The 19,955-nt window shown below is 35.7% G+C and carries 24 protein-coding genes and 1 riboswitch; of the genes, 15 read left to right on the plus strand and 9 right to left on the minus strand.

The annotated features are described in order from the left end of the window. Nucleotide 1: 1 nt before the first annotated feature. On the plus strand, nucleotides 2–625 hold the full coding sequence (locus KKI44_RS22520; RefSeq protein ID WP_214589235.1) for a hypothetical protein: 624 nt from the start codon (nucleotides 2–4) through the stop codon (nucleotides 623–625). Nucleotides 626–650: 25 nt separating this feature from the next. Here KKI44_RS22520 and KKI44_RS22525 read toward each other — a convergent pair whose 3' ends face one another. Then, on the minus strand, nucleotides 651–1,856 hold the full coding sequence (locus KKI44_RS22525) for a metallophosphoesterase (protein WP_214589236.1): 1,206 nt from the start codon (nucleotides 1,854–1,856) through the stop codon (nucleotides 651–653). Between the two features lie 69 nt (nucleotides 1,857–1,925). Beyond that, entirely contained in the window at nucleotides 1,926–2,993 is a 1,068-nt protein-coding gene (locus tag KKI44_RS22530) for a 3-oxoacyl-ACP synthase III family protein (protein WP_214589237.1), read from the minus strand. A 103-nt stretch (nucleotides 2,994–3,096) separates the two neighbouring features. Between KKI44_RS22530 and KKI44_RS22535 the strand changes: the two genes are divergently transcribed. From KKI44_RS22535 to KKI44_RS22575, 9 genes are all read left to right on the plus strand, one after another. Beyond that, on the plus strand, nucleotides 3,097–3,666 hold the full coding sequence (locus KKI44_RS22535; protein ID WP_214589238.1) for a hypothetical protein: 570 nt from the start codon (nucleotides 3,097–3,099) through the stop codon (nucleotides 3,664–3,666). A gap of 72 nt (nucleotides 3,667–3,738) precedes the next feature. Next, on the plus strand, nucleotides 3,739–4,401 hold the full coding sequence (gene ubiE / locus KKI44_RS22540; protein ID WP_235131927.1) for a bifunctional demethylmenaquinone methyltransferase/2-methoxy-6-polyprenyl-1,4-benzoquinol methylase UbiE: 663 nt from the start codon (nucleotides 3,739–3,741) through the stop codon (nucleotides 4,399–4,401). Nucleotides 4,402–4,404: 3 nt separating this feature from the next. Continuing rightward, complete coding sequence (locus KKI44_RS22545) at nucleotides 4,405–5,187, plus strand: porin family protein (protein ID WP_214589239.1); 783 nt, start codon at nucleotides 4,405–4,407, stop codon at nucleotides 5,185–5,187. Nucleotides 5,188–5,325: 138 nt separating this feature from the next. Then, the gene (locus tag KKI44_RS22550; RefSeq protein WP_214589240.1) at nucleotides 5,326–5,628 is read left to right on the plus strand and encodes a V-type ATPase subunit a family protein; all 303 of its coding nucleotides are present in this window, start codon (nucleotides 5,326–5,328) and stop codon (nucleotides 5,626–5,628) included. Beyond that, nucleotides 5,628–5,918, plus strand: a complete 291-nt coding sequence (locus KKI44_RS22555; RefSeq protein ID WP_214589241.1) for a cell division protein ZapA — start codon at nucleotides 5,628–5,630, stop codon at nucleotides 5,916–5,918. The genes KKI44_RS22550 and KKI44_RS22555 overlap by 1 nt, the downstream gene beginning before the upstream one ends. Before the next feature lie 229 nt (nucleotides 5,919–6,147). Next, nucleotides 6,148–7,716: a ribonuclease Y gene (gene rny, locus KKI44_RS22560; protein WP_214589242.1), complete on the plus strand. Its 1,569-nt coding sequence runs from the start codon at nucleotides 6,148–6,150 to the stop codon at nucleotides 7,714–7,716. Nucleotides 7,717–7,796: 80 nt separating this feature from the next. After that, a complete protein-coding gene (locus tag KKI44_RS22565) occupies nucleotides 7,797–9,038 on the plus strand; it encodes an MFS transporter (protein ID WP_214589243.1) in 1,242 nt (413 codons plus the stop codon). 171 nt (nucleotides 9,039–9,209) lie between these two features. Next, complete coding sequence (locus tag KKI44_RS22570) at nucleotides 9,210–9,398, plus strand: hypothetical protein (protein ID WP_214589244.1); 189 nt, start codon at nucleotides 9,210–9,212, stop codon at nucleotides 9,396–9,398. 292 nt (nucleotides 9,399–9,690) lie between these two features. Next, entirely contained in the window at nucleotides 9,691–9,852 is a 162-nt protein-coding gene (locus KKI44_RS22575) for a hypothetical protein (RefSeq protein WP_214589245.1), read from the plus strand. Nucleotides 9,853–10,010: 158 nt separating this feature from the next. Here KKI44_RS22575 and KKI44_RS22580 read toward each other — a convergent pair whose 3' ends face one another. Then, nucleotides 10,011–11,315, minus strand: a complete 1,305-nt coding sequence (locus KKI44_RS22580) for a voltage-gated chloride channel family protein (protein ID WP_214589246.1) — start codon at nucleotides 11,313–11,315, stop codon at nucleotides 10,011–10,013. Nucleotides 11,316–11,345: 30 nt separating this feature from the next. After that, a riboswitch (Fluoride riboswitch) is annotated at nucleotides 11,346–11,413 on the minus strand. Between the two features lie 79 nt (nucleotides 11,414–11,492). Next, a complete protein-coding gene (locus tag KKI44_RS22585; protein ID WP_214589247.1) occupies nucleotides 11,493–11,960 on the minus strand; it encodes an acyl-CoA thioesterase in 468 nt (155 codons plus the stop codon). Nucleotides 11,961–12,074: 114 nt separating this feature from the next. On the opposite strand from KKI44_RS22585, the gene KKI44_RS22590 reads away from it, so the two are divergent. Together KKI44_RS22590 and KKI44_RS22595 are read left to right on the plus strand one after the other, a co-directional pair. After that, nucleotides 12,075–12,428, plus strand: a complete 354-nt coding sequence (locus tag KKI44_RS22590; protein ID WP_214589248.1) for an arsenate reductase family protein — start codon at nucleotides 12,075–12,077, stop codon at nucleotides 12,426–12,428. A gap of 128 nt (nucleotides 12,429–12,556) precedes the next feature. Then, nucleotides 12,557–12,973, plus strand: a complete 417-nt coding sequence (locus tag KKI44_RS22595) for a hypothetical protein (protein WP_214589249.1) — start codon at nucleotides 12,557–12,559, stop codon at nucleotides 12,971–12,973. 154 nt (nucleotides 12,974–13,127) lie between these two features. On the opposite strand, the gene KKI44_RS22600 is transcribed toward KKI44_RS22595, so the two are convergent. The 4 genes from KKI44_RS22600 to idi all read right to left on the minus strand — a co-directional run bounded on the left by KKI44_RS22600 (nucleotide 13,128) and on the right by idi (nucleotide 15,957). After that, nucleotides 13,128–13,535: a hypothetical protein gene (locus KKI44_RS22600; protein ID WP_214589250.1), complete on the minus strand. Its 408-nt coding sequence runs from the start codon at nucleotides 13,533–13,535 to the stop codon at nucleotides 13,128–13,130. Between the two features lie 341 nt (nucleotides 13,536–13,876). Next, nucleotides 13,877–14,953: a glycine cleavage system aminomethyltransferase GcvT gene (gcvT, locus tag KKI44_RS22605; RefSeq protein ID WP_214589251.1), complete on the minus strand. Its 1,077-nt coding sequence runs from the start codon at nucleotides 14,951–14,953 to the stop codon at nucleotides 13,877–13,879. 15 nt (nucleotides 14,954–14,968) lie between these two features. Next, on the minus strand, nucleotides 14,969–15,445 hold the full coding sequence (locus tag KKI44_RS22610; protein WP_214589252.1) for a hypothetical protein: 477 nt from the start codon (nucleotides 15,443–15,445) through the stop codon (nucleotides 14,969–14,971). Beyond that, nucleotides 15,445–15,957 (minus strand): isopentenyl-diphosphate Delta-isomerase, encoded by a 513-nt coding sequence (gene idi, locus KKI44_RS22615; RefSeq protein ID WP_214589253.1) that lies wholly within the window; start codon nucleotides 15,955–15,957, stop codon nucleotides 15,445–15,447. Before idi ends, KKI44_RS22610 begins: the two co-directional genes overlap by 1 nt. 274 nt (nucleotides 15,958–16,231) lie before the next feature. Between idi and KKI44_RS22620 the strand changes: the two genes are divergently transcribed. Both KKI44_RS22620 and KKI44_RS22625 read left to right on the plus strand, forming a co-directional pair. Next, a complete protein-coding gene (locus tag KKI44_RS22620; protein WP_076393358.1) occupies nucleotides 16,232–16,639 on the plus strand; it encodes a phosphoheptose isomerase in 408 nt (135 codons plus the stop codon). Between the two features lie 93 nt (nucleotides 16,640–16,732). Beyond that, complete coding sequence (locus KKI44_RS22625; protein WP_214589254.1) at nucleotides 16,733–17,692, plus strand: D-2-hydroxyacid dehydrogenase; 960 nt, start codon at nucleotides 16,733–16,735, stop codon at nucleotides 17,690–17,692. Between the two features lie 65 nt (nucleotides 17,693–17,757). On the opposite strand, the gene mscL is transcribed toward KKI44_RS22625, so the two are convergent. After that, complete coding sequence (gene mscL, locus KKI44_RS22630) at nucleotides 17,758–18,204, minus strand: large conductance mechanosensitive channel protein MscL (protein ID WP_076393362.1); 447 nt, start codon at nucleotides 18,202–18,204, stop codon at nucleotides 17,758–17,760. Nucleotides 18,205–18,410: 206 nt separating this feature from the next. Between mscL and KKI44_RS22635 the strand changes: the two genes are divergently transcribed. Then, nucleotides 18,411–19,925, plus strand: a complete 1,515-nt coding sequence (locus KKI44_RS22635) for an NAD(P)H-hydrate dehydratase (RefSeq protein ID WP_214589255.1) — start codon at nucleotides 18,411–18,413, stop codon at nucleotides 19,923–19,925. Nucleotides 19,926–19,955 lie beyond the last annotated feature (30 nt).

A 19,955-nucleotide genomic window follows, 5' to 3' on the forward strand; every position in this document is an offset into this window, starting at 1 on the left:
TATGAAAAAAACTTTGGAATTCCCCAAAACGATAAGATTTTTAAATGAAGATGAGATTCCCAACAATCCTTCAATCTTAAAAAGATGGGAAGAGAGTAAAACTGCAAATATTGTTCAGGGATATACTTTTAAGCTTAAAGAAAATAATTCTGAGAATGAATCGATAGGATTTGATTTTTTTGCTGAAATAAATATTGATAATTCTAACCTCTGGAATTTAATTGTTGCGCTTTCAAAAACATTACCCGAAGTTGCGGCTGTTCTATTTGGGCATATTGATTTTGACTTAAATTATGGCAATTATGAGGAAAAAGACAGTATTTTGAAATTTATTAATCAATATAAAAAAGAACTTACTCAGGATGCTTTTATAAATTTTGGGCTAATCTATAATGATGATGAGAACTTAGTCGAAATATTTATTGATGAAAGTAAATATATAAAATATTGGGGAGTGGATGAAGAATTGTTCCGGAAGATCATGAATGACTTTAAATTAGAAGAAATCGAAAACCTTGAATTCATAGACGAATATCCTAAGGTTCGTGAAGCTTTAACAAGATTTGATGAGAATGCGATTGATTCAAATCTACTTATCGAAAAACTGAGTGAAAAATATCTTTGAATCAAACGCAATAAGTGTTTGTGATTTAAGCAAGTTCAAAAAGCGTAATTTCCGGTAAAACGCCGACTCTTCCGGGATATCCCAAAACTCCGAAGCCTCTGTTTACATAAAGCATTTTTCCTTCGCTTTCGTATAAATCTGCCCATTTCGGATATTTATACTGAACAGGAGACCATTTTATGTTTTTCAGATCCAAACCAAACTGCATTCCGTGGGTGTGTCCTGAAAGCGTTAAATGAACATTTGCAGGGTGTTTTTTCACCACATAATCAAAATGGGTAGGATCGTGGCTCATTAAGATTTTAACAGCAGATTCCGGAACTCCTTTTAGGGCATCATCTAATCTTCCAAACTGTGGAAAAGGTTTCAATCCCCAGTTTTCAACACCTAAAATGTATATTTTTTCGCCATTTTTTTCAATGATTCTGTGTTCGTTCCGAAGCATATCAAAACCGGCCTGTCTTTCGTAATCAATTAAGGTATCAAGATTTTTCTTTTTGGCTTCCGGAGAGTCCCAGCTTACATAATCTGCGTAATCATGATTTCCAAGAACGGCAAATTTTCCGTCTTTCGCTTTAATTTTTGAAAATAATGGAATGAATGGTTTGAATTCTTCAGCAACATTATTCACCATATCTCCGGTAAAAAGAACCAGATCAGGATTCTGTTCATTGATTAAGTCAATTGCATGCTGAAGCTTTCCCGGATCCGCAAAACTTCCACTGTGAACATCGGAAATCTGTACGATTTTATATCCTTTAAAGCTTTGGGGAAGATTCGCAAAATTCATTCGTACTCTTCTTACTTTATGGCGGTATTTTCCAAAGGTAATTCCGTCGATAAAAAGAGCTGAAAGAACACCTCCTAAACCTAATCCCATAATGCTTAAAAACTTTCGTCTTTCAGGGAAAAAGTTTTCTGACGGGCGGGTAAGTCCGATAAGATAGCTTCCGGTTCTGAAGATATCATCAATTAATAAAAATAAAACGATGAAAACTTTGGGCAGAATAAAAATTAGGAACAGGGAGATCATAATCTGCGCGCGCATCATGCTTCGGTCTGCTCTGCTGAAGTGGGAAACTTCGTAAGCGAAAAAAACGTAAACCGCTAAAGAAATGACGCAGTAGCCTATTTTGATCCAGTTGTTATCTGTTAAAGTTCTGATTGCCTGGTAAATGTAAATTTCCAGAAAAATAAAAACTGCCGCAATGATAAAAAAGTTTCTTTGCATAACTAAGTGTAAAAAAAGCACAAAGAATTAATTTTCCCTGTGCTTTTTTATATTTTAAATTAAATGTTGTTAAGGAAATCTGTAAACAATAGCATTGATGTTCATTCCGGCTCCTACCGAAGTCATTACAATGTTACCTTTTTCTTTAAACGATTGACCTTCCATTTTTCCTTTAATTATTAAATCAAACATAGTAGGAATGGTTGCTACGGAAGAATTTCCGAAATTCTGGATCGTCATTGGAGAGATGGAATGGTCATACTCTTTCACATTATAAAGCTTGTGAAGCCTTTCAATCATCGCATAATCCATTTTTGCATTTGCCTGATGAATTAAGATTTTGTTGATGTCTTCAATAGAAAGACCAGCGTCTTCAATGGTTTCTTTAATCGCAGCCGGAACGTTTTTCAACGCATATTCGTAGATTTTTCTGCCCTGCATTCTTACGAAAATACGGGTCTGGTCAGAATCTTTGTTGATGGATGGTCCGTTGGCAAGATAATCCAGTTCCACACCGTTGTCACAGATTGTATTGTGAGCAATGATTCCTACATTTTCCTGATCTGTAGCCTGAACCACAACAGCACCTGCTCCGTCTGCAAAGATCATTCTATTTCTGTCATGCGGATCTGTTACTCTGCTTAATGTTTCAGCACCGATTACCAAGATGGTTTTAGCCACTTTAGCTTTAATTAGGTTGTCTGCCAAAATCATCGCTTCCACCCATCCCGGACATCCGAAAAGCATATCGTAAGTAACACATTTTCTGTTTTTAATGCCTAACTTGTTTTTCACTCTCGCTGCCATTGTTGGCATAAAATCTGCGTATCCGTTTACAGTAACTTCCCCGAAATTACTTGCGTAAATGATATAATCCAGTTCCTCCTGATCTATTTTTGCATCTGCAATAGCAATTTTTGCAGCTTCGTAACCGATTTTTGAGTTGGAAAGATCATCTTCTATGAATCTTCTGTTTTCTATCTCTGTAATTTCTACAAATTTTGAGATCGTTTCCTCAGCAGGTTTGTCAATCTTTACCCCGTCTTCTGAATAAAACTCTGAATCTAGAAAAAAGTCTCTTCCTATAATTCTGCTGGGAAGATAAGATCCAGAACCAATAATGATCGTATTCGGCATTCGTTTATATGATTTTTTTTAAAGATGCAAAGTTAATAATTAATATTAATAACAGAGAATTAAAAATATTACTAAATTTGCAAAAATTGTACTTTACAATCCTATGAAAAACAATCCTTCTTTAAAAGGCTTACTTATTGCAGTTGTGGCGTTTATCGTAGCCTTTGGGATTTATTTCCTTTTTTTAGCCAAAAAAAATTACTACGTAGTGGATAATCCTACGCCGGATACGTTTTACTATAAAATCAATAATGGTTCCGAAGGTATAATTGCAGGCGGACAGACGGTTCCCGTAGATCTTAATCAGGGAAAAAATTCTATAAAAGTTTTCGACCGGAATAAAAAATTATTATTCGATTCTGCTTTTGAGGTAAAAAAAATCAGAGGTCTTATCAATATCGCTCATCAGGATTATTATATCAATGATCAGTATTACGGATATAATCTTAAAAAAGATTCATTACTTTTGGCATTAGATAAAACCATCATAGACGGAAAACCGTATTTCGGAGGCGCAAGACGTTTCAGTAAGCTGTTTACCGATGATTTTTATTATAACGTAGACGAAGATTACGATAAAATTATCAAAAATATCCAGAAGGTAGAATCAAGATCGAAGATCTTCAGAAAGCAGGATTACCTTAATTATTATAATGAATATTACAAGTTTTAAGTTTTGACAAAAGATATTACCAAAATTACGCCTTACAATACCGACGCTACTAAAAAGAGTCAGGTAGAAGATATGTTCGACAATATTGCACCGAAGTATGATCTTCTGAATCGGGTTTTATCCATGAAAATCGATGTGATGTGGAGAAATACACTGGTGAAATGGATGAAAAAAGATAATCCGCAGGAAGTGCTGGATGTGGCTACAGGAACGGGTGATCTGGCGATTGCTGTGGAAAAAGGAACCGGCTCTAAAGTAATTGGTTTAGATTTATCGCAACAAATGTTAAATGTTGGCGTTATTAAAATAAAAAAACTTAAATTAGACGGCAAAATTTCCATGCAAAAAGGAGATGCGGAGAAGTTACTGTATGAAGATAACAGATTTGATGCGGTTTCCGTTGCATTCGGAGTTAGGAATTTTGAAAACCTTACCAAAGGTTTGGCAGAATTAAGAAGAGTAGTTAAAGATAACAAGAGTGTTTATATACTGGAGTTTTCAAAGGTTGAAGGGTTTATGGGACCATTGTATATGTTTTACTTTAAAAACATTTTACCTGCAATCGGCAGACTGGTTTCCAAAGATAACAGGGCGTATACATACCTTCCGGATTCTGTAAATGCTTTTCCTTACGGGGAAAAGATGAGACAAATTCTTTTAGATACAGGATTTAAAAAAGTTGAATATAAAAAACTAAGTTTAGGTATAGCCACAATTTATAAAGCAACAAAGTAACCTATGAATAAATTTTTATTAAGAGCACTGGTTTTAGCCTCAGTAAATGTTGCAGTTTTAGCAAACGCGCAATTCAGAACCCGAAACAGAATGGATAAGTTGGAAGACTTTGACGAACAGAAATTCAGTTGGGGTTTTTATCTAAGTGGTAACAGACTAGACTACCGTATTGTTCTCAATCCAAGATATGGGATGAACAACAATCAGAATCTTGTTACATCTAAAGAAAGCTACAGTTTCGGTGCAGGTTTAATTGCAAAGTGGAGACTGAATGACTTTTTGGATGTAAGATTGGAGCCAGGGTTACAATTTGGGCAGAGACAGCTTACTTTCAATACGCAGAGCAACGACCAGTATGCTGCGGGTACTTTGACGAACGATCCTTTTATTCCGATGAAATTAACGGATAAAGACAAAATAAGAGATATTAAAACTACCCTTATAGATGTTCCGGTATTGCTGGAATTCCACGGGAACAGATGGTACAATTCCAGACCTTACGTTGCAACCGGGGTAAACTATATCGTAAACCTTCAGTCTAATGCAACTTCTACAGACGACAATATGCAGCAGGTTTTCAGATCTACTACGCATAACTTTGCATGGTCTGCAGAAATGGGAATCCAGTTTTATTTCAATAAATTTAAACTGACTCCTGCCGTAAGAGGAACTTTCATTATGAACAATGAAATTGTGGCAGATAATGCAACAACACCTCCTTACTGGACGTCTGCAATGTCTACTTTACACACAAGAGCAATCTTTTTTGTACTGAAATTTGAATAAAAATTTACTATAAAATAGAGAAAGGAGATATATTTTGTATCTCCTTTTTTGTTTCAGGGCAAAATATAGACCGTTTTATTTTTGTTAGTATTAATATTTTGTTATTTTTGCTAATAGTTAGAATATACAAAACCTGAAATGCTTCAAGATTTAGAAAACAATTTTTCAGAATTAGAAAAAAAGATTTTGCAGTTACAGAAAAATTACAAAAATCTTAGCGAAAGATTCTCGGAATTAAATGTTGAGCATGAAGATCTGAAGAAGAGATACGATGAAGAAAGAAGAAAAAATCAGGTATTAGCAGAAGAACAAAAAAATATAAAACTTTATTCAGCAATATCAGGAAATCCTGAACACAACCGATTGATGAAAAACCACATCAACAGGTTGGTGAAAGAAATAGATTTCTGCATTGCGCAGCTTCAAAACAGTGGATTATAATGGAAGTAAGAAGAATAACCATTAATATAGCCGGAAGAGTATATCCGCTGAATGTACCGGCAGCAGAGGAAGAAACCCTGCGCAAAGTCGGGAAGCAGATAGAGAATATGATTAAAGATTTTGAACAGAATTTCGATGTGAGAGACAAACAGGATGCTTTAGCGATGTGTGCCCTGAAATTGGGAACCAATGCTGAAGTGGTGTCTATGAACTACGATAAAACCATACAATCTACCAACGAAAGATTATTAAAAATTAATCAGTCGTTGAATAATGAAACAGGGAAATAGATTTTTTTTCCCGAAAAAGCTGCCTACAATAATTCTAACACATTAAAGGTAAACTCAACGCTAAACAATTACCGAACAAATGTCCATTGAATGGCGTGCCGGTTCTCCGGATTACAGACAGTGGAAATCAGTTCAAATCGTGTTGATTAGGAGTTTACTCTCAATCTCTGGATTATTGTGGGCTTTTTTTATTTATGAATAGTAAGACAATTAAAACTCAATATAGATTATGACAACAGCCATTATAGTCGGCGTTATTTGTTTGGTAATCGGTGCGGTTGCAGGGATATTTTTCTCTAAAAGCTCGTTGAATACCAAAGCAAAATTTATTATAGATGATGCACAGAAAAATGCCGAAAACCTTATAGAAAAAGCTAATGTACAAGCTGAATCCATAAAGAAAGAAAAGAACCTGCAGGCAAAAGAAAAATTCCTTGAACTGAAATCTCAGCACGATGCAGACATTCAGGCAAGAGAAAAGAAAATGCAGGAGGTAGAAAAAAGAATCAAGGATAAGGAGCATAAGCTGAACGACGAGCTTAGCAAAACCGGAAAACTTGAAAAAGATCTGGATAAGCAAATCGCTGATTACGCTAAAAAAACAGAAATCTTAGAAAGAAAACAGCACGAACTTGATATTGCAACAGCGAAAAAAGTTGAAATTTTAGAAAAAATTGCCAACTACACTGCTGAAGAAGCAAAAGCTGAATTGGTAGAAACGATGAAGGCGGAAGCGAAAACAAGAGCTCAGGCGCACGTTCAGAGCATTATGGAAGAAGCGCAGCTTAATGCAAAAAGTGAAGCAAGAAAAATCGTTATCCAGACCATTCAGAGAATCGGAACAGAACAGGCGATTGAAAATTCCGTATCCGTTTTCAATATCGAATCGGATGAGGTAAAAGGAAGAATCATCGGTAGAGAAGGTAGAAATATCCGTGCTTTGGAAGCGGTAACAGGAGTAGAAATTATTGTGGACGATACTCCGGAAGCAATCCTTCTTTCATGTTTTGATCCGGTAAGAAGAGAAATCGCAAGATTATCCCTTCACAGATTGGTAACAGACGGAAGAATTCACCCGGCAAGAATCGAAGAAGTTGTTGAAAAAACAAGAAAGCAGATTGAGGAGGAAATTATTGAAGTAGGAAAAAGAACGATCATTGATTTAGGAATCCACGGATTACACCCTGAATTAATTAAAATCGTAGGCAGAATGAAATACCGTTCTTCTTACGGACAAAACCTGTTACAGCACTCAAGAGAAGTGGCGAATATCGCGGCAACAATGGCGGCTGAATTAGGCTTAAATGTAAAACTTGCGAAAAGAGCAGGACTGTTACACGATATCGGTAAAGTTCCTGAGCAGGAATCTGAACTTCCTCACGCTTTACTAGGTATGCAATGGGCAGAAAAATATGGTGAAAATGCAGAAGTTGTCAATGCCATCGGAGCGCACCACGACGAAGTGGAAATGACTTCATTATTGTCTCCGATCATTCAGGTTGCCGATGCAATCTCAGGAGCAAGACCAGGAGCAAGAAGACAGGTTCTTGAATCTTACATCCAGAGATTAAAAGATCTTGAATCTGCAGCATTAAGTTTCGACGGAGTTTCTTCGGCTTATGCCATTCAGGCAGGGAGAGAGTTAAGAGTAATGGTAGAAAGCGGAAAAGTAAATGATGAAGTAGCTTCTCAGTTATCGTATGACATCTCAGAAAAGATCCAGAACGAACTTACGTATCCGGGACAGGTAAAAGTAACGGTAATCAGAGAAACGAGAGCTGTGAATATTGCGAGATAAGAATCAGAAAAAGATAATTCATAAAAACCTTTCAAGAAATTGGAAGGTTTTTTATTTTTAGCAAAATTTAAAACTCCAAAATGCAAGAACTTTCCACCTCTTCGAAACTGAAGTACATTTTCTCGATTCCCGTTATCATTTCTGCGTTAGGCTACTTTGTAGATATCTACGATTTACTCTTATTCGGGATCGTAAGAATTCCAAGTTTAAAAGCTTTAGGACTGAATCCTGATGTAGATGGAACATTTATTTTAAATGCGCAGATGATTGGTTTACTGCTGGGCGGAATTTTCTGGGGAATTTTCGGTGACAAAAAAGGAAGGCTTTCTGTGTTGTTCGGTTCTATTTTAGTCTATTCTTTGGCAAATATTGCGTGCGGATTTTTACCCTATTTTCCAAAAGAGCATTTGGTGTACCAATATGCGGGTTTAAGATTTATAGCGGGGATTGGGCTTGCCGGAGAACTCGGAGCTGGAATTACCCTTGTTTCTGAAAGTCTGCCAAAGAATTTAAGAGCGATCGGAACGTCTGTGGTTGCCGGTTTCGGATTAATGGGGGCGGTTGTGGCTCAGTTAACAGTAGAATTAGCAGGAGGGTGGAATATTTCTTACATCATCGGTGGAATTTTAGGAATTATGCTTTTATTTCTCAGAATCAGTGTTTCCGAATCCGGAATTTATAAAACAATGGAACACCAGTCTGTTTCCAAAGGAAATTTTCTGTCGTTTTTCATTAATAAAGACCGTTTAATGCGATATTTAAAATGTATTGCAATTGGTTTACCCACGTGGTTTTGCATCGGGATTCTGGCTGTTTTAGCCAACCAGTTTGCACCGGAACTCGGAATTAAAGACCTTAATCCCGGAAAAGCAATTATGTGGGCTTACGTTGGGATTTCTGCCGGAGATCTGGCAAGCGGTTTTATTTCCCACCTTTTAAAATCCAGAAAAATGGCGATTTTCTATATGCTGATTTTTACGATTATCGGAGTTGTACTGATGCTTTTCGGAAATACGGATACCGAAACAAAATATTACATCTTCTGTGTATGGCTCGGATTGGGAACAGGATATTGGGCAATGTTCGTTACACTCGCTGCGGAACAGTTTGGAACCAATATCAGAAATACGGCAACTACCACCGTTCCGAACATGGTTCGCGGATTGGTTCCTGTAATGATCTTCGCCTTTGATCTTTTTAAGAAAGATTTTTCGGTAATTACAAGTGCGGCAATTGTGGGAATTATTGTTTTCGGACTGGCTTTCTACTCTTCATTAACGGTTTCAGAAACCCACGACAAGGATCTTGAATTTACAGAATAATTTCTGCTGTTTAAGAAATAATAATCTCAAATTTTCGTTATCAGTTTTAATAAGCTTAAGAGAATAAATAAATTATCAAAAATAATAGTAAATTATGCTCTGAATAATGAATATTTGTTTAACTTTGGCACGTAACTAAAACTAACGTTTAATATCAAAAACCACATCACAATGCAAAATTTTTTAAAAAAAGCAACAAAATTAAAAAAAGCCGATCTTAAAAACATTACAGGAGGCGTAAGCGGAACACCGGATCTTTCAAAATGCGGATGCAGCTGTTCAGGATCTGTAACAGGACCGTTTTACTGCGTTCAGTACATCGCTTGTCCGCAGGTTTATACCTGCAACGACGCTATATAAGAAATTATTTCAATTAGAAATAAACATTTCCACATTTAATACGCAAAAGCCTTTTGGGACCTTCCAAAAGGTTTTTGTAATTAATAGATGTCTGTTATGAAGCAAAAAATATTTTGGAGCTTTATCTCGCTTTCCGCACTCGCTATTTTCATTATTTGGGCTGCGGCAGCGAAGCTGCCGCAGCCCAAATAATGAAAATGAGCTCAGACAATTGCTCCAATCGAGGCTAGATGACAGGATCTCTTACGTCCATCAGTTAAAATTTAAAATATACAGCAGACTTCCGGTACTGATGAAAATCCATAGAAAAACAGCAAAAGCAAGAGGCTTAAAACCGATGGTTTTCAAAGTTTCAACAGAAAGAGTAGAACCAATAAAAAACAACGTTAAATTTAATCCGGACTTCGCTAAAAAAGTAATGGAGGAACTAAGTTCACCAACAAAAGGAAAATAAGTGTTCAGCAAAATAGCCAGAATAAAATATCCGATAAACTTTTAATCTGTAATCAAACATTGTGGTTATTGGTTTTTAGTTGACGGTTGATCGTTTTTAATTATAATAGAATTACAGCATTAATAGCTGATAACAATCAATCAACAACATCAACGACTTTACAAATCCGAGAAATTTTTATCCTCAAGATGCTCAAATCTGCTGTTTTTGGCTTCACCGATCTTTTGTTTTGTATAAATACTGTTATTTCCTGAAAATAAGTAAGAAACAATGCATGCAATTGCCACATAGATTCCACATTCAGCTCCAAACAATTCAATTCCCATAAGCATACATGCAAGAGGAGTATTGGTTGCACCTGCAAAAACAGCCACAAATCCCATTCCGGCGAGCAAACCAAACGGAAGCGGAATAAATAATGACAATGCACTTCCTAAAGCTGCTCCGATAAAAAAAAGGGGAGTCACTTCACCGCCTTTAAATCCTGCAGAAAGCGTAACGATGGTAAAAATCATTTTGAAGGCAAAATCATAAAGCGGAAGCTGTTTTTCAAAAGATTCTACAATGGTCGGAATCCCCAATCCGATATATCTTGTAGTTCCCATTGCAAAAACGGCAACAGCAACAATGATTCCGCCCACAACCGGACGAAACGGAGGAAATTTTATGTTAGATTTGAAAACAGAGCCCGTAAAATGGATCATCCTGCTGAAAGCTGCTGCGCAGATTCCAAATAAAATTCCTGCCAAAACACTGTATAAAATCGGTAAAAATTCAAGTTTTGGAATAAGTTCGATATGATAGTGCGTATGTTTTGCTTTCCAGAGATTGGTAACAAGATCAGCCAGAACCGCAGAAGTAAAAGCGGGAAAAATAGCATTATAACGAATTCGTCCCATCAGAAAAACTTCAAGTCCAAAAACCGCTCCCGCTAAAGGAGTTCCGAAAACAGAACCAAAACCCGCGGCAATAGACGAGATCAGCAAAATTTTTCTGTCATTTTTATCAAGTTTCAGGATTTTTGTCAGTTGATCGGAAATCGCTCCCGCCATTTGAAGAGCAGTTCCTTCACGACCTGCAGAACCTCCGAAAAAATGAGTGACCATCGTTCCTAAATAAACAAAAGGTGCCATTTTAAAAGGAATAATTTCCTTCGGTTCCTGAATATTTTCCAGAAGCAAATTGTTTCCTGCTTCCACATCTTTTCCAAAATAATAATACAAAAGTCCCGTTAAAAATCCACCTAAAGGCAAAAACGCAATCAGCCAGAGATGATTTTCCCGGAAATCGGTTGCCCATTGCAATGATTTTAAAAATCCGGCAGAAGCACTTCCTACCAAAATTCCGATAATACTACTGATAAAAAGCCATTTCAGGATATAAGGCAAAGCCGGATATTTTCTGAAGAAAAAACCAGTGTGAAATTTTATTGTACGGTTTAAAGTTCGTTGATGTTGAGACATAATTTTCCTGATCAATTACTGTTAATAATCTTTTAATCAGGCGTCATCAGCTTTTGAAAAGCGGTTGGATAAGGAAGAACACCATTTCCTTTTGTACTGCAAAGATAAAAATTATAAATCATTTTTCAGAATGTAATTTCCGCCTTCAAATCTCTGTATGCAGAGCCTCAAAATTTTCTACAGAAAAGGCTTCATTTCATCCTCAATCTGAGTTCTTAGTTCCATTAATCGAATTGCATACTGTTCTTTCTGCTTTTCCTCTTCTGTTTCCGGAATCCATTTCGGAACGGGAAGTTTTTTTCCGTTTTCGTCTACGGCAACAAATACAATGATGCAGTGTGTTTTTTTATCGAAATTCGGTTGTTTCAGGTTTCTGGAAAATACATTGATGGAAATATGCATACTCGATGAACCCGTGTAAATAACCTGCGCTTCCACTTTTACAATTTCTCCGATTTTGATGGGTTCGTAGAAACGGATTCCGCCAACATATACTGTTACGGAGTAATTTCCGCTCCACGTTGTTGCGCAGGCGTAACCAGCCTGATCAATCCATTTCATGACGCTCCCTCCATGTACATTTCCACCGTAGTTGACATCTGAAGGTTCTGAAATAAACTGAAAAGTGATCGGTTTGTTGTCCATTCTTTTTAAAATTTGAATAAAGGTATTTATAATTTTTAAAATTTTGGATTAAATCTTACTTTTGAAGAATGAAAATGTTAAAATTTTCTATTAACCATCAAAATAAATCTCTCAATGAAAAAAGTATTTTACCTGAATACCTGTGGTACATGTAAAAAAATAATGGCTGAATTTGATCTTAAAGACTGGGAACTGCGTGAAATAAAAAAAACTCCCGTTACCAAAGAAGAACTTGCAGAAATGTATGAAAAAACAAAGTCTTATGAAGCGCTGTTCAGTAAAAAATCTACCCAGATCAAGCAAAGAGAGATAGATGTAAAATCTCTTTCGGAAAATGGTTTTAAAGATTTGCTGCTGGATCATTATTCTTTTTTGAAACGTCCCGTTTTCATTACCGATGATAGTATTTTTGTTGGAAATGAAAAGAAGAATGTGGAAGCTTTACGGGAGTTTTTTGGAGTAGAGTAGTAAGATATACTTAATGAAAAACCTTAATTTCTTGTAATTGTAACGACTATTTTAAATATTTTTAAGGTTCAAACCTCACAGGTTTTTAAAACCTGTGAGGTTTTTTGGGAATGTAAAAGAGTAGACTTATGGATAAAAAGTTAAATTTTCCGGTAATAACTACAGTTATTTTAAATGCATTTATATTAATCGGAGCCGGTCATGGATTTGGTTTTTTATTCGTCTATGAAATTTTAAGCCTAAACTTTATCTTTACGGATTTCCCTGCTTTTAACTGGAGTCACTATGACGAAAGATTGATGCCGGTATCCTTTTTGTCTTTAATTTTTCAGATATTACTTTTAATTTGTCTGAGAATAAAAGCAGGGCGGCTGAAGAGAACTTTAATAACAATTTTTTCACTTCTTCTCCTATTGATATTTTTTGTTTTAGTTCAGGATTTTTCAAGATCGGACCTAGATAAATTCTCTTTAATCAGCGGAATTCCATTCTTGATATCATCTTTATTCTTGTTATTTAAAGTAAATTTTATAAAGAAGAGTTAAACTCATCTTATATTCTCTTTATAACTTAAACCTCACAGGTTTTAAAAACCTGTGAGGTTTTTTTCGGCATTACCAACAATTGCAGAAAGTCTCAAACAATTTGCGGGAAGCAAACTTCAACTGAAGGAAGTCTTAAACAAATCACTTTCAAAAATTAACTGTTATGTAATTCTGTAAAGCGATTTTCGTATGATCTTAAAAATAAATTTCTTTTTTTTAGACCATTATTATTCATCATTTTTAATTCGTCATTCTGATGAAAAGGAAGGTTTTCGGAAAGTTTTTCGGTGAATTTCTCCATTCCTGTACAGTATTGATCTAGAAATTCATATTTTTCATTGACCGTAATTATTTCAAGACCGGATTGAATTTGATCTTGCATAAAACGAATAGAAAACGAATTTACTTCTATAATATCTGAATATTTAATGTATTGTTGGGGTTTTGATTCTTTTTTGAAATAAAAACCTTCTGCGTTATAACTGAAAATTCCGTCTTCTGAATAAAGTCTGTTCATCTCTTTTTCTGTTGATTCATAATCTGTTGGAAAATTTCCCGTCATTATTTTTGCAATGGTAAAACAGAGTGTTACAAAGCAGATGAAAATAATGAGATAAGAAATTCCTTAACTGTCAAAAACAGGATAGAAAATGTAAACTACAATAAGTATGATGATACAGAGAAATACCATTTTTTTCATCAGAAAAAATTTCTGCAATAGTACGAAAAAATGTATTGCAATATAATTATTTAGCCCGGATAGAAACGGCATCCTTTATTTTTTTGCCGGAGCGAAGCTCCGGCAAAAAATAAAGATAAAGTGGATAGCCGGAAACAGCTCCCAAAAAATAACCGCCTTGCAGAATTTGTGAGGCGGTTTTATATTCGTTAAAAAACAATCAGTTATACAAAAGGAGCTTTTACTACTTTGGCAGGAATGTTTTTGTTTCTTACCTGAATGAAGATTTCAGAACCTAATTTGAAGTGAGGTTTATCTACGTACGCAAGACCTAAACCTATTTTTTTCATCGGCGATTGCGTTCCCGAAGTTACTTTTCCGATGACGTTTCCTTCTGCGTCTACAACAGGGTAGTCGTGTCTTGGAACTCCTTTGTCCGTTAATTCAAAACCTACTAATTTTCTGGTAACGCCTTCTTCTTTTTGCTTGGCAAACGTTTCTTTAGACACAAAATCTTTATCGAATTTTGTGATCCATCCTAAGCCTGCTTCAATTGGCGAAGTGGTATCGTCAATATCGTTTCCATAAAGGCAGAATCCTTTTTCCAGTCTCAAAGTATCTCTGGAAGCCAGTCCGCAAGGGATAATTCCTTCTTCTGCACCTGCTTCGATAATAGCATCCCAAAGTTTTTCGGCAGATTCGTTTTTAAAATAGATCTCAAAACCTCCGCTTCCGGTATAGCCTGTGTTGGAAATAATCACATCACTTACTCCCGCCATAGAACCTACTGTAAAATGGTAGTAAGGAATTTCAGAAAGGTTAGTTTCGGTTAATTTCTGAAGAATTTCAGTCGCTTTCGGTCCCTGAACTGCCAATAAAGACATTTCGTCTGAAGCATTCGTCATCTTTGCTCCGAAAGTATTGTATTTGGAGATATGATCCCAGTCTTTATCAATATTTGAAGCATTGACAACCACGAAATATTTGTCGTCTTCCATTTTATAAACGATAAGATCGTCTACAATTCCTCCGTTTTCGTTCGGAAGACAAGAATACTGAGCTTTTCCGTTTTCCAGAGCATCTACATTGTTGGTGGTAACGTATTGGAGAAGTTCTTTGGAACCCGCCCCTTCAATGAAAAACTGTCCCATGTGAGACACATCGAACAAACCTGCCTTTTCTCTTACGGCAAAATGTTCTTCAGTAACTCCAGAATATTGTACAGGCATTTCAAAGCCTGCGAAAGGTACGATTTTAGCTCCTAAAGAAACGTGTTTGTCGTACAATGCTGTTTTCTTCATATTTAATTTTTATTTCTATTTCTTTATTTTAAAACTGTCGAAAGCCTCGTTGAAAAGCTTCATATAATTTCCGTTCCAGTATTTCTGTGTGCAGTTGATAGTAACGAGAAACAAATCTTTGTCTTTCTGAAAAACTCTGGTGATCCAGTGGAGTTTTTCGTGTTCATCATCGTATTCGTAAAAATATTCTGTGTATCCTTTTTTTCCGCTTTTGCTTTTTATTTTCTTTTCGTCATCCGAAGATTTGTAAAGCGCGAGAATAAATTTTTTGGTTTCTTTTTCCGGCAGATTAAGATCGTGATATTCTGAAATCGTAATGGCTCCAATCTCGTTGCCCGGAAAAATATTGATGATTTCGCTGTCGTTGGTTACTTTCCAGCCTTCCGGAAGCGTGATGGAGTAGTTATCATTTTCATACACTTTCTTTGGGACAGACTGTGCAGAAAATAAAGATGCGGTTACCAAAGACATGATAAGAAAAAACTTTTTCATCAGTGCAGATTGTGTTTATATTCTTCGAGAATGATTTTAAACCATTCTGTAAAGTTATCAGGATTTTCAGAAATTTCTTTGTTGAGATTTTCGAGAGAAATATAGCGTACTTCTTCCACTTCCTCTTTATTTAAATAGAATTCGCCTTCAAAAGTTCCTGTAAAAACATGGTCAAGCTCGTGTTCCCAAAGTCCGTTTCCCACGTCGGCTTTGTAGATGAAATTAAATTTCTCTGAAAGCTCCACATCAATTCCCAACTCTTCTTTTACCCTTCTTTTGGCTCCTTCAAGATAAGTTTCTTCATTTCTTGGATGCGAACAGACTGCATTGGTCCATTTCAGAGGAGAATGATATTTTCCGGAAGCTCTTTTCTGCAAAAGCATTTCGCCATTGCTGTTGAATAAAAAAACTGAAAAAGCACGATGCAGTAAGCCGTTGATGTGCGCCTGCTGCTTTTCCATCAAGCCAAGAACTTTGTCTTCAGGATTTACTAAAACTACGAATTCTTCCATTTCTACAAATGTAAGTGTAATAAATGTATTTTGGAAATTTTTGGTGAAACATCATATTTTTTGGTTTTCAGCTTACTTCGGTTTTTTCATCAATTAATACAACGGGTTAAAGTTTCACTAAAGAGGAAAATTTTAATTAAAATTGTATAAAAAGCAAATTAGTTATTGATATTATTCATTAAATAAATGTTTTTGCTGTAAATATTTAATATAAAGCAAGTTTAATAAGTCTTTTTGATGCAAAAACAGTAACTTTGCACTTCAAATTTTTATGATGGAATTAGAGTACATAGAACACATTAGTCCGATTCTTAAGGACGGCGTAAAAAACTATTTAATTGATATTGACGGAACCATTACAGAAGACGTTCCAAACGAAGAGCCTGAAAGAATGGTTACCTGTGAGCCTTTTCCGGATGCTTTGGAAACCATCAACAAATGGTATGACGAAGGTCACCAGATTTGTTTTTTCACGTCAAGAACAGAAAACTTAAAGCAGATTACCATAGACTGGTTAGATAAGCACGGTTTCAAATATCACAGTGTTTTATGCGGAAAACCAAGAGGCGGAAATTATCACTGGATTGATAATCATCTGGTAAGAGCAACAAGATATAAAGGAAGATTTACTGATCTGGTTGAAAAACAGGTTACTATTGAAGTTTTCAAGGAAGACGAATAAAAAAAATAAGGAAAAGATTAAACGATTAAATATTATGATAAATAGTTTTTAATCCTTTTTGATTTTCCCAATTATTAAATCTATAAAAGTTTTATGAAAGTTTTAGCAAACGACGGTTTGGATCAATCCGGTATTGATGCATTGAAAGAGAAAGGTTTTGAAGTAATTACAACAAAAGTTCCGCAGGAACAGTTGGTAGATTATATTAATGAACATCAAATCCGTACAATTTTGGTACGCAGCGCAACACAGGTGAGAAAAGATATTATCGATAATTGCCCTTCCATCGAAATCATCGGAAGAGGAGGAGTAGGAATGGACAATATTGATGTGGATTATGCAAGAGAAAAAGGAATTCATGTGATCAATACCCCTTCTGCGTCTTCAGAATCCGTTGCTGAACTGGTTTTTGCACACCTGTTTTCAGGGGCAAGATTTTTACAGGACTCCAACAGAAAAATGCCTTTGGTGGGAGACACCGAATTTGCAGGTCTTAAAAAAGCTTATGCTGCCGGAATCGAGCTGAAAGGAAAAACCATCGGTATTGTAGGAATGGGAAGAATAGGGCAGGAAGTGGCTAAAATTGCTTTAGGTCTTGGCATGAGAGTCATTGCTGCAGATAATAATGTAGGTAAAGCAAGCATCAAAGTTAAGTTTTATAACAACCAGTTCATTAATGTTGATATTGAAACAGAACCGCTTCAGGATGTTCTGAAACATTCAGATTTTATCACCCTTCACGTTCCGGCTCAGAAAGACGGTTATATGATCGGGAAAAATGAGTTCGAAATAATGAAGGACGGAGTAGCTGTCGTAAACTGTTCAAGAGGCGGAGTGATTGATGAGACTGCTTTAATTGAAGCGTTGAATTCCGGAAAGGTAAAGTTCGCAGGTTTAGATGTATTCATTAACGAGCCGACACCATCTAAGGAAATTTTAACTCACCCGAAAATTTCCATGACACCGCATACAGGTGCATCTACACTGGAAGCTCAGGACAGAATCGGGCTTTCTCTGGCAGAACAGATTTCAAGTATTTTACAGATTCAGTAATTTTCTGATACTATATAAAAAACCGGCGCAACGAAGTTGCGCCGGTTTTTTTAATGATATATTTTTTAATTCTTCTTTTTCAGCTCATCACGAATTTCCGCAAGCAATTGTTCTGTTGCAGTAGGAGCAGCAGGAGCTTCCGGAGCGGCAGCTTCTTCTTTCTTCATTTTGTTGATTGCTTTTACCATAATAAATACAACAAGTGCCAGTAAAAGGAAATTAATGGCAACCGTAATGAAGTTACCGTATGCAAAAATAGCAGCGTCAGGAGCAATTTCTTTAGCTTTGGCAAGCGTAGCTCCGGCCGGAATATTTTCTGCACCTTTACCCATAGCATAATAAATGCTGCTGAAATCCGGCTTCCCTACCAGTGCAGCAACAATTGGCATAATTAAATCATCGATAACGCTCGTTACAATTTTTCCGAAAGCTCCGCCGATGATGACACCCACAGCAAGATCGAAAGCATTACCTTTAATCGCAAACTCTTTAAATTCTTTTACAAATCCCATAATTTATATTTTTTTAAGTATTATTTTAATAAAACATGGGTTTAAATTACAAAAAAAAATATAATTTTCGTATTTTATAATTAAATATTAACCAATTATTTTAAAGTGTAAAAATTTTATAATTAACAGATTCATATAATTCTTTTCAAACCAATTAAAAATTCTTTTTCGTAAATTGCTATTAATACCAAAATGTTACTTTAAATATGAAAATTTTCACAGCAGAGCAGATTCGCAATTGTGATGAATATACGATAAAAAACGAGCCGATATCTTCCGGACAGTTGATGGAAAGAGCAGCGCAGGCTTGTGTTGACTGGATTTTTGAGAATTGTAAAAATCACAGAAATTTTGCGGTTTTCTGCGGGAAAGGAAATAATGGCGGCGACGGTTTTGCTATTGCCAGAATGCTTCATCTGAAAGGGTTTGATGTTGATGTTTTTACCAGTACCAAAGCGAAATTTTCTGCGGATGCAGGAAATAATTTCAGAGAATTAAAAGAGTTTTCCGGAGTTTCCGTTAAAGAATTCAAGGAAGTAAAAGAGTATCGTTTTGATAACAGAACAGTTATTATAGATGCACTTTTCGGAACCGGGTTATCAAAAAATATTGAAGGAGAGTTTAAAGAGCTGATTGATTTTCTGAATTTAAAGAATAATCTTAAAATTTCTATTGATATTCCTTCCGGACTTTTTGCAGACACTGTTTCTTCTGAAAATGCTGCAATTTTTAAAGCCGATTTCACTTTGAGCTTTCAGTTCTGGAAAAAAGCTTTCCTTCATCCCGAAACCGGAAAATATGCAGGGAAAGTGAAAGTTTTGGATATTGAATTACATCAGGAATATATTACGGAAACAAAAACCGAAGATTTTGTCATCAACGAAGATAAGATTAAGGATCTTTTCAGACCAAGAAGTGAATTTTCCCACAAAGGAACTTACGGAAAAGTAATTATTGCAGGAGGAAGCTATGGAAAAATAGGAGCAGCCGTTCTTTCTACAAAATCAGCTCTGAAATCAGGAACCGGACTTACTTTTACACTGGCTCCGAAATGCGGTTATGAAGTTTTGCAGACCTCGAATCCGGAAGCCATGTTTATCGAAGGCGGAAATGATTTCATAGATCATTTTGAAAAGGATGATAATGCAGTTTACGGAATTGGCCCCGGTTTAGGAACAAACGAAAAGACCGTGAAAAGTTTTCTTACCTTTTTAAAAAATCATTCTAAGCCTTTGATTTTGGATGCAGATGCATTGAATATCATTTCACAAGATTCGAAAAATTTAAAGATAATTCCTAAAAATTCCATTATAACACCTCATCCGAAAGAGTTTGAAAGACTATTCGGAACCACTGAAAATTCTTTTGAAAGAGTAAAACTGGCAAAAAATAAAGCCAAAGAACTGGGAATTTACATTGTTTTAAAAGATCATCATACTCAGATTGTAACGCCGGAAGGAGATGTTTTTTACAATATTACAGGAAACTCAGGACTGGCGAAAGGCGGAAGCGGAGATATTTTAACCGGAATAATAACCTCTTTTCTGGCACAGAATTACTCTGAAAAAGAGGCTGCAATTTTAGGAGTCTGGTTTCACGGAAGAGCTGCAGAATTTGCTTCTGAAAAGCATTCCAAAGAGTCTATGCTTCCTACAGATGTTATTGAGGAATTCGGAACTGTTTTCAAAGAACTGAATGCAAAAGTGGAAAGAGCATTATAATCCGAAGAGTTTTTTTACTATAAAAAATAA

Origin of the sequence: Chryseobacterium sp. ZHDP1 (assembly GCF_018603435.1) — a bacterium.
Lineage (GTDB): Bacteria > Bacteroidota > Bacteroidia > Flavobacteriales > Weeksellaceae > Chryseobacterium > Chryseobacterium indicum.

Coding starts and splice junctions, on each gene's coding strand:
- KKI44_RS22520 (WP_214589235.1), top strand. CDS start 2: ATGAAAAAAACTTTGGAATTCCCCAAAACGATAAGATTTTTAAATGAA.
- KKI44_RS22525 (WP_214589236.1), bottom strand. CDS start 1,856: ATGCAAAGAAACTTTTTTATCATTGCGGCAGTTTTTATTTTTCTGGAA.
- KKI44_RS22530 (WP_214589237.1), bottom strand. CDS start 2,993: ATGCCGAATACGATCATTATTGGTTCTGGATCTTATCTTCCCAGCAGA.
- KKI44_RS22535 (WP_214589238.1), top strand. CDS start 3,097: ATGAAAAACAATCCTTCTTTAAAAGGCTTACTTATTGCAGTTGTGGCG.
- ubiE (WP_235131927.1), top strand. CDS start 3,739: ATGTTCGACAATATTGCACCGAAGTATGATCTTCTGAATCGGGTTTTA.
- KKI44_RS22545 (WP_214589239.1), top strand. CDS start 4,405: ATGAATAAATTTTTATTAAGAGCACTGGTTTTAGCCTCAGTAAATGTT.
- KKI44_RS22550 (WP_214589240.1), top strand. CDS start 5,326: ATGCTTCAAGATTTAGAAAACAATTTTTCAGAATTAGAAAAAAAGATT.
- KKI44_RS22555 (WP_214589241.1), top strand. CDS start 5,628: ATGGAAGTAAGAAGAATAACCATTAATATAGCCGGAAGAGTATATCCG.
- rny (WP_214589242.1), top strand. CDS start 6,148: ATGACAACAGCCATTATAGTCGGCGTTATTTGTTTGGTAATCGGTGCG.
- KKI44_RS22565 (WP_214589243.1), top strand. CDS start 7,797: ATGCAAGAACTTTCCACCTCTTCGAAACTGAAGTACATTTTCTCGATT.
- KKI44_RS22570 (WP_214589244.1), top strand. CDS start 9,210: ATGCAAAATTTTTTAAAAAAAGCAACAAAATTAAAAAAAGCCGATCTT.
- KKI44_RS22575 (WP_214589245.1), top strand. CDS start 9,691: ATGAAAATCCATAGAAAAACAGCAAAAGCAAGAGGCTTAAAACCGATG.
- KKI44_RS22580 (WP_214589246.1), bottom strand. CDS start 11,315: ATGTCTCAACATCAACGAACTTTAAACCGTACAATAAAATTTCACACT.
- KKI44_RS22585 (WP_214589247.1), bottom strand. CDS start 11,960: ATGGACAACAAACCGATCACTTTTCAGTTTATTTCAGAACCTTCAGAT.
- KKI44_RS22590 (WP_214589248.1), top strand. CDS start 12,075: ATGAAAAAAGTATTTTACCTGAATACCTGTGGTACATGTAAAAAAATA.
- KKI44_RS22595 (WP_214589249.1), top strand. CDS start 12,557: ATGGATAAAAAGTTAAATTTTCCGGTAATAACTACAGTTATTTTAAAT.
- KKI44_RS22600 (WP_214589250.1), bottom strand. CDS start 13,535: ATGACGGGAAATTTTCCAACAGATTATGAATCAACAGAAAAAGAGATG.
- gcvT (WP_214589251.1), bottom strand. CDS start 14,953: ATGAAGAAAACAGCATTGTACGACAAACACGTTTCTTTAGGAGCTAAA.
- KKI44_RS22610 (WP_214589252.1), bottom strand. CDS start 15,445: ATGAAAAAGTTTTTTCTTATCATGTCTTTGGTAACCGCATCTTTATTT.
- idi (WP_214589253.1), bottom strand. CDS start 15,957: ATGGAAGAATTCGTAGTTTTAGTAAATCCTGAAGACAAAGTTCTTGGC.
- KKI44_RS22620 (WP_076393358.1), top strand. CDS start 16,232: ATGGAATTAGAGTACATAGAACACATTAGTCCGATTCTTAAGGACGGC.
- KKI44_RS22625 (WP_214589254.1), top strand. CDS start 16,733: ATGAAAGTTTTAGCAAACGACGGTTTGGATCAATCCGGTATTGATGCA.
- mscL (WP_076393362.1), bottom strand. CDS start 18,204: ATGGGATTTGTAAAAGAATTTAAAGAGTTTGCGATTAAAGGTAATGCT.
- KKI44_RS22635 (WP_214589255.1), top strand. CDS start 18,411: ATGAAAATTTTCACAGCAGAGCAGATTCGCAATTGTGATGAATATACG.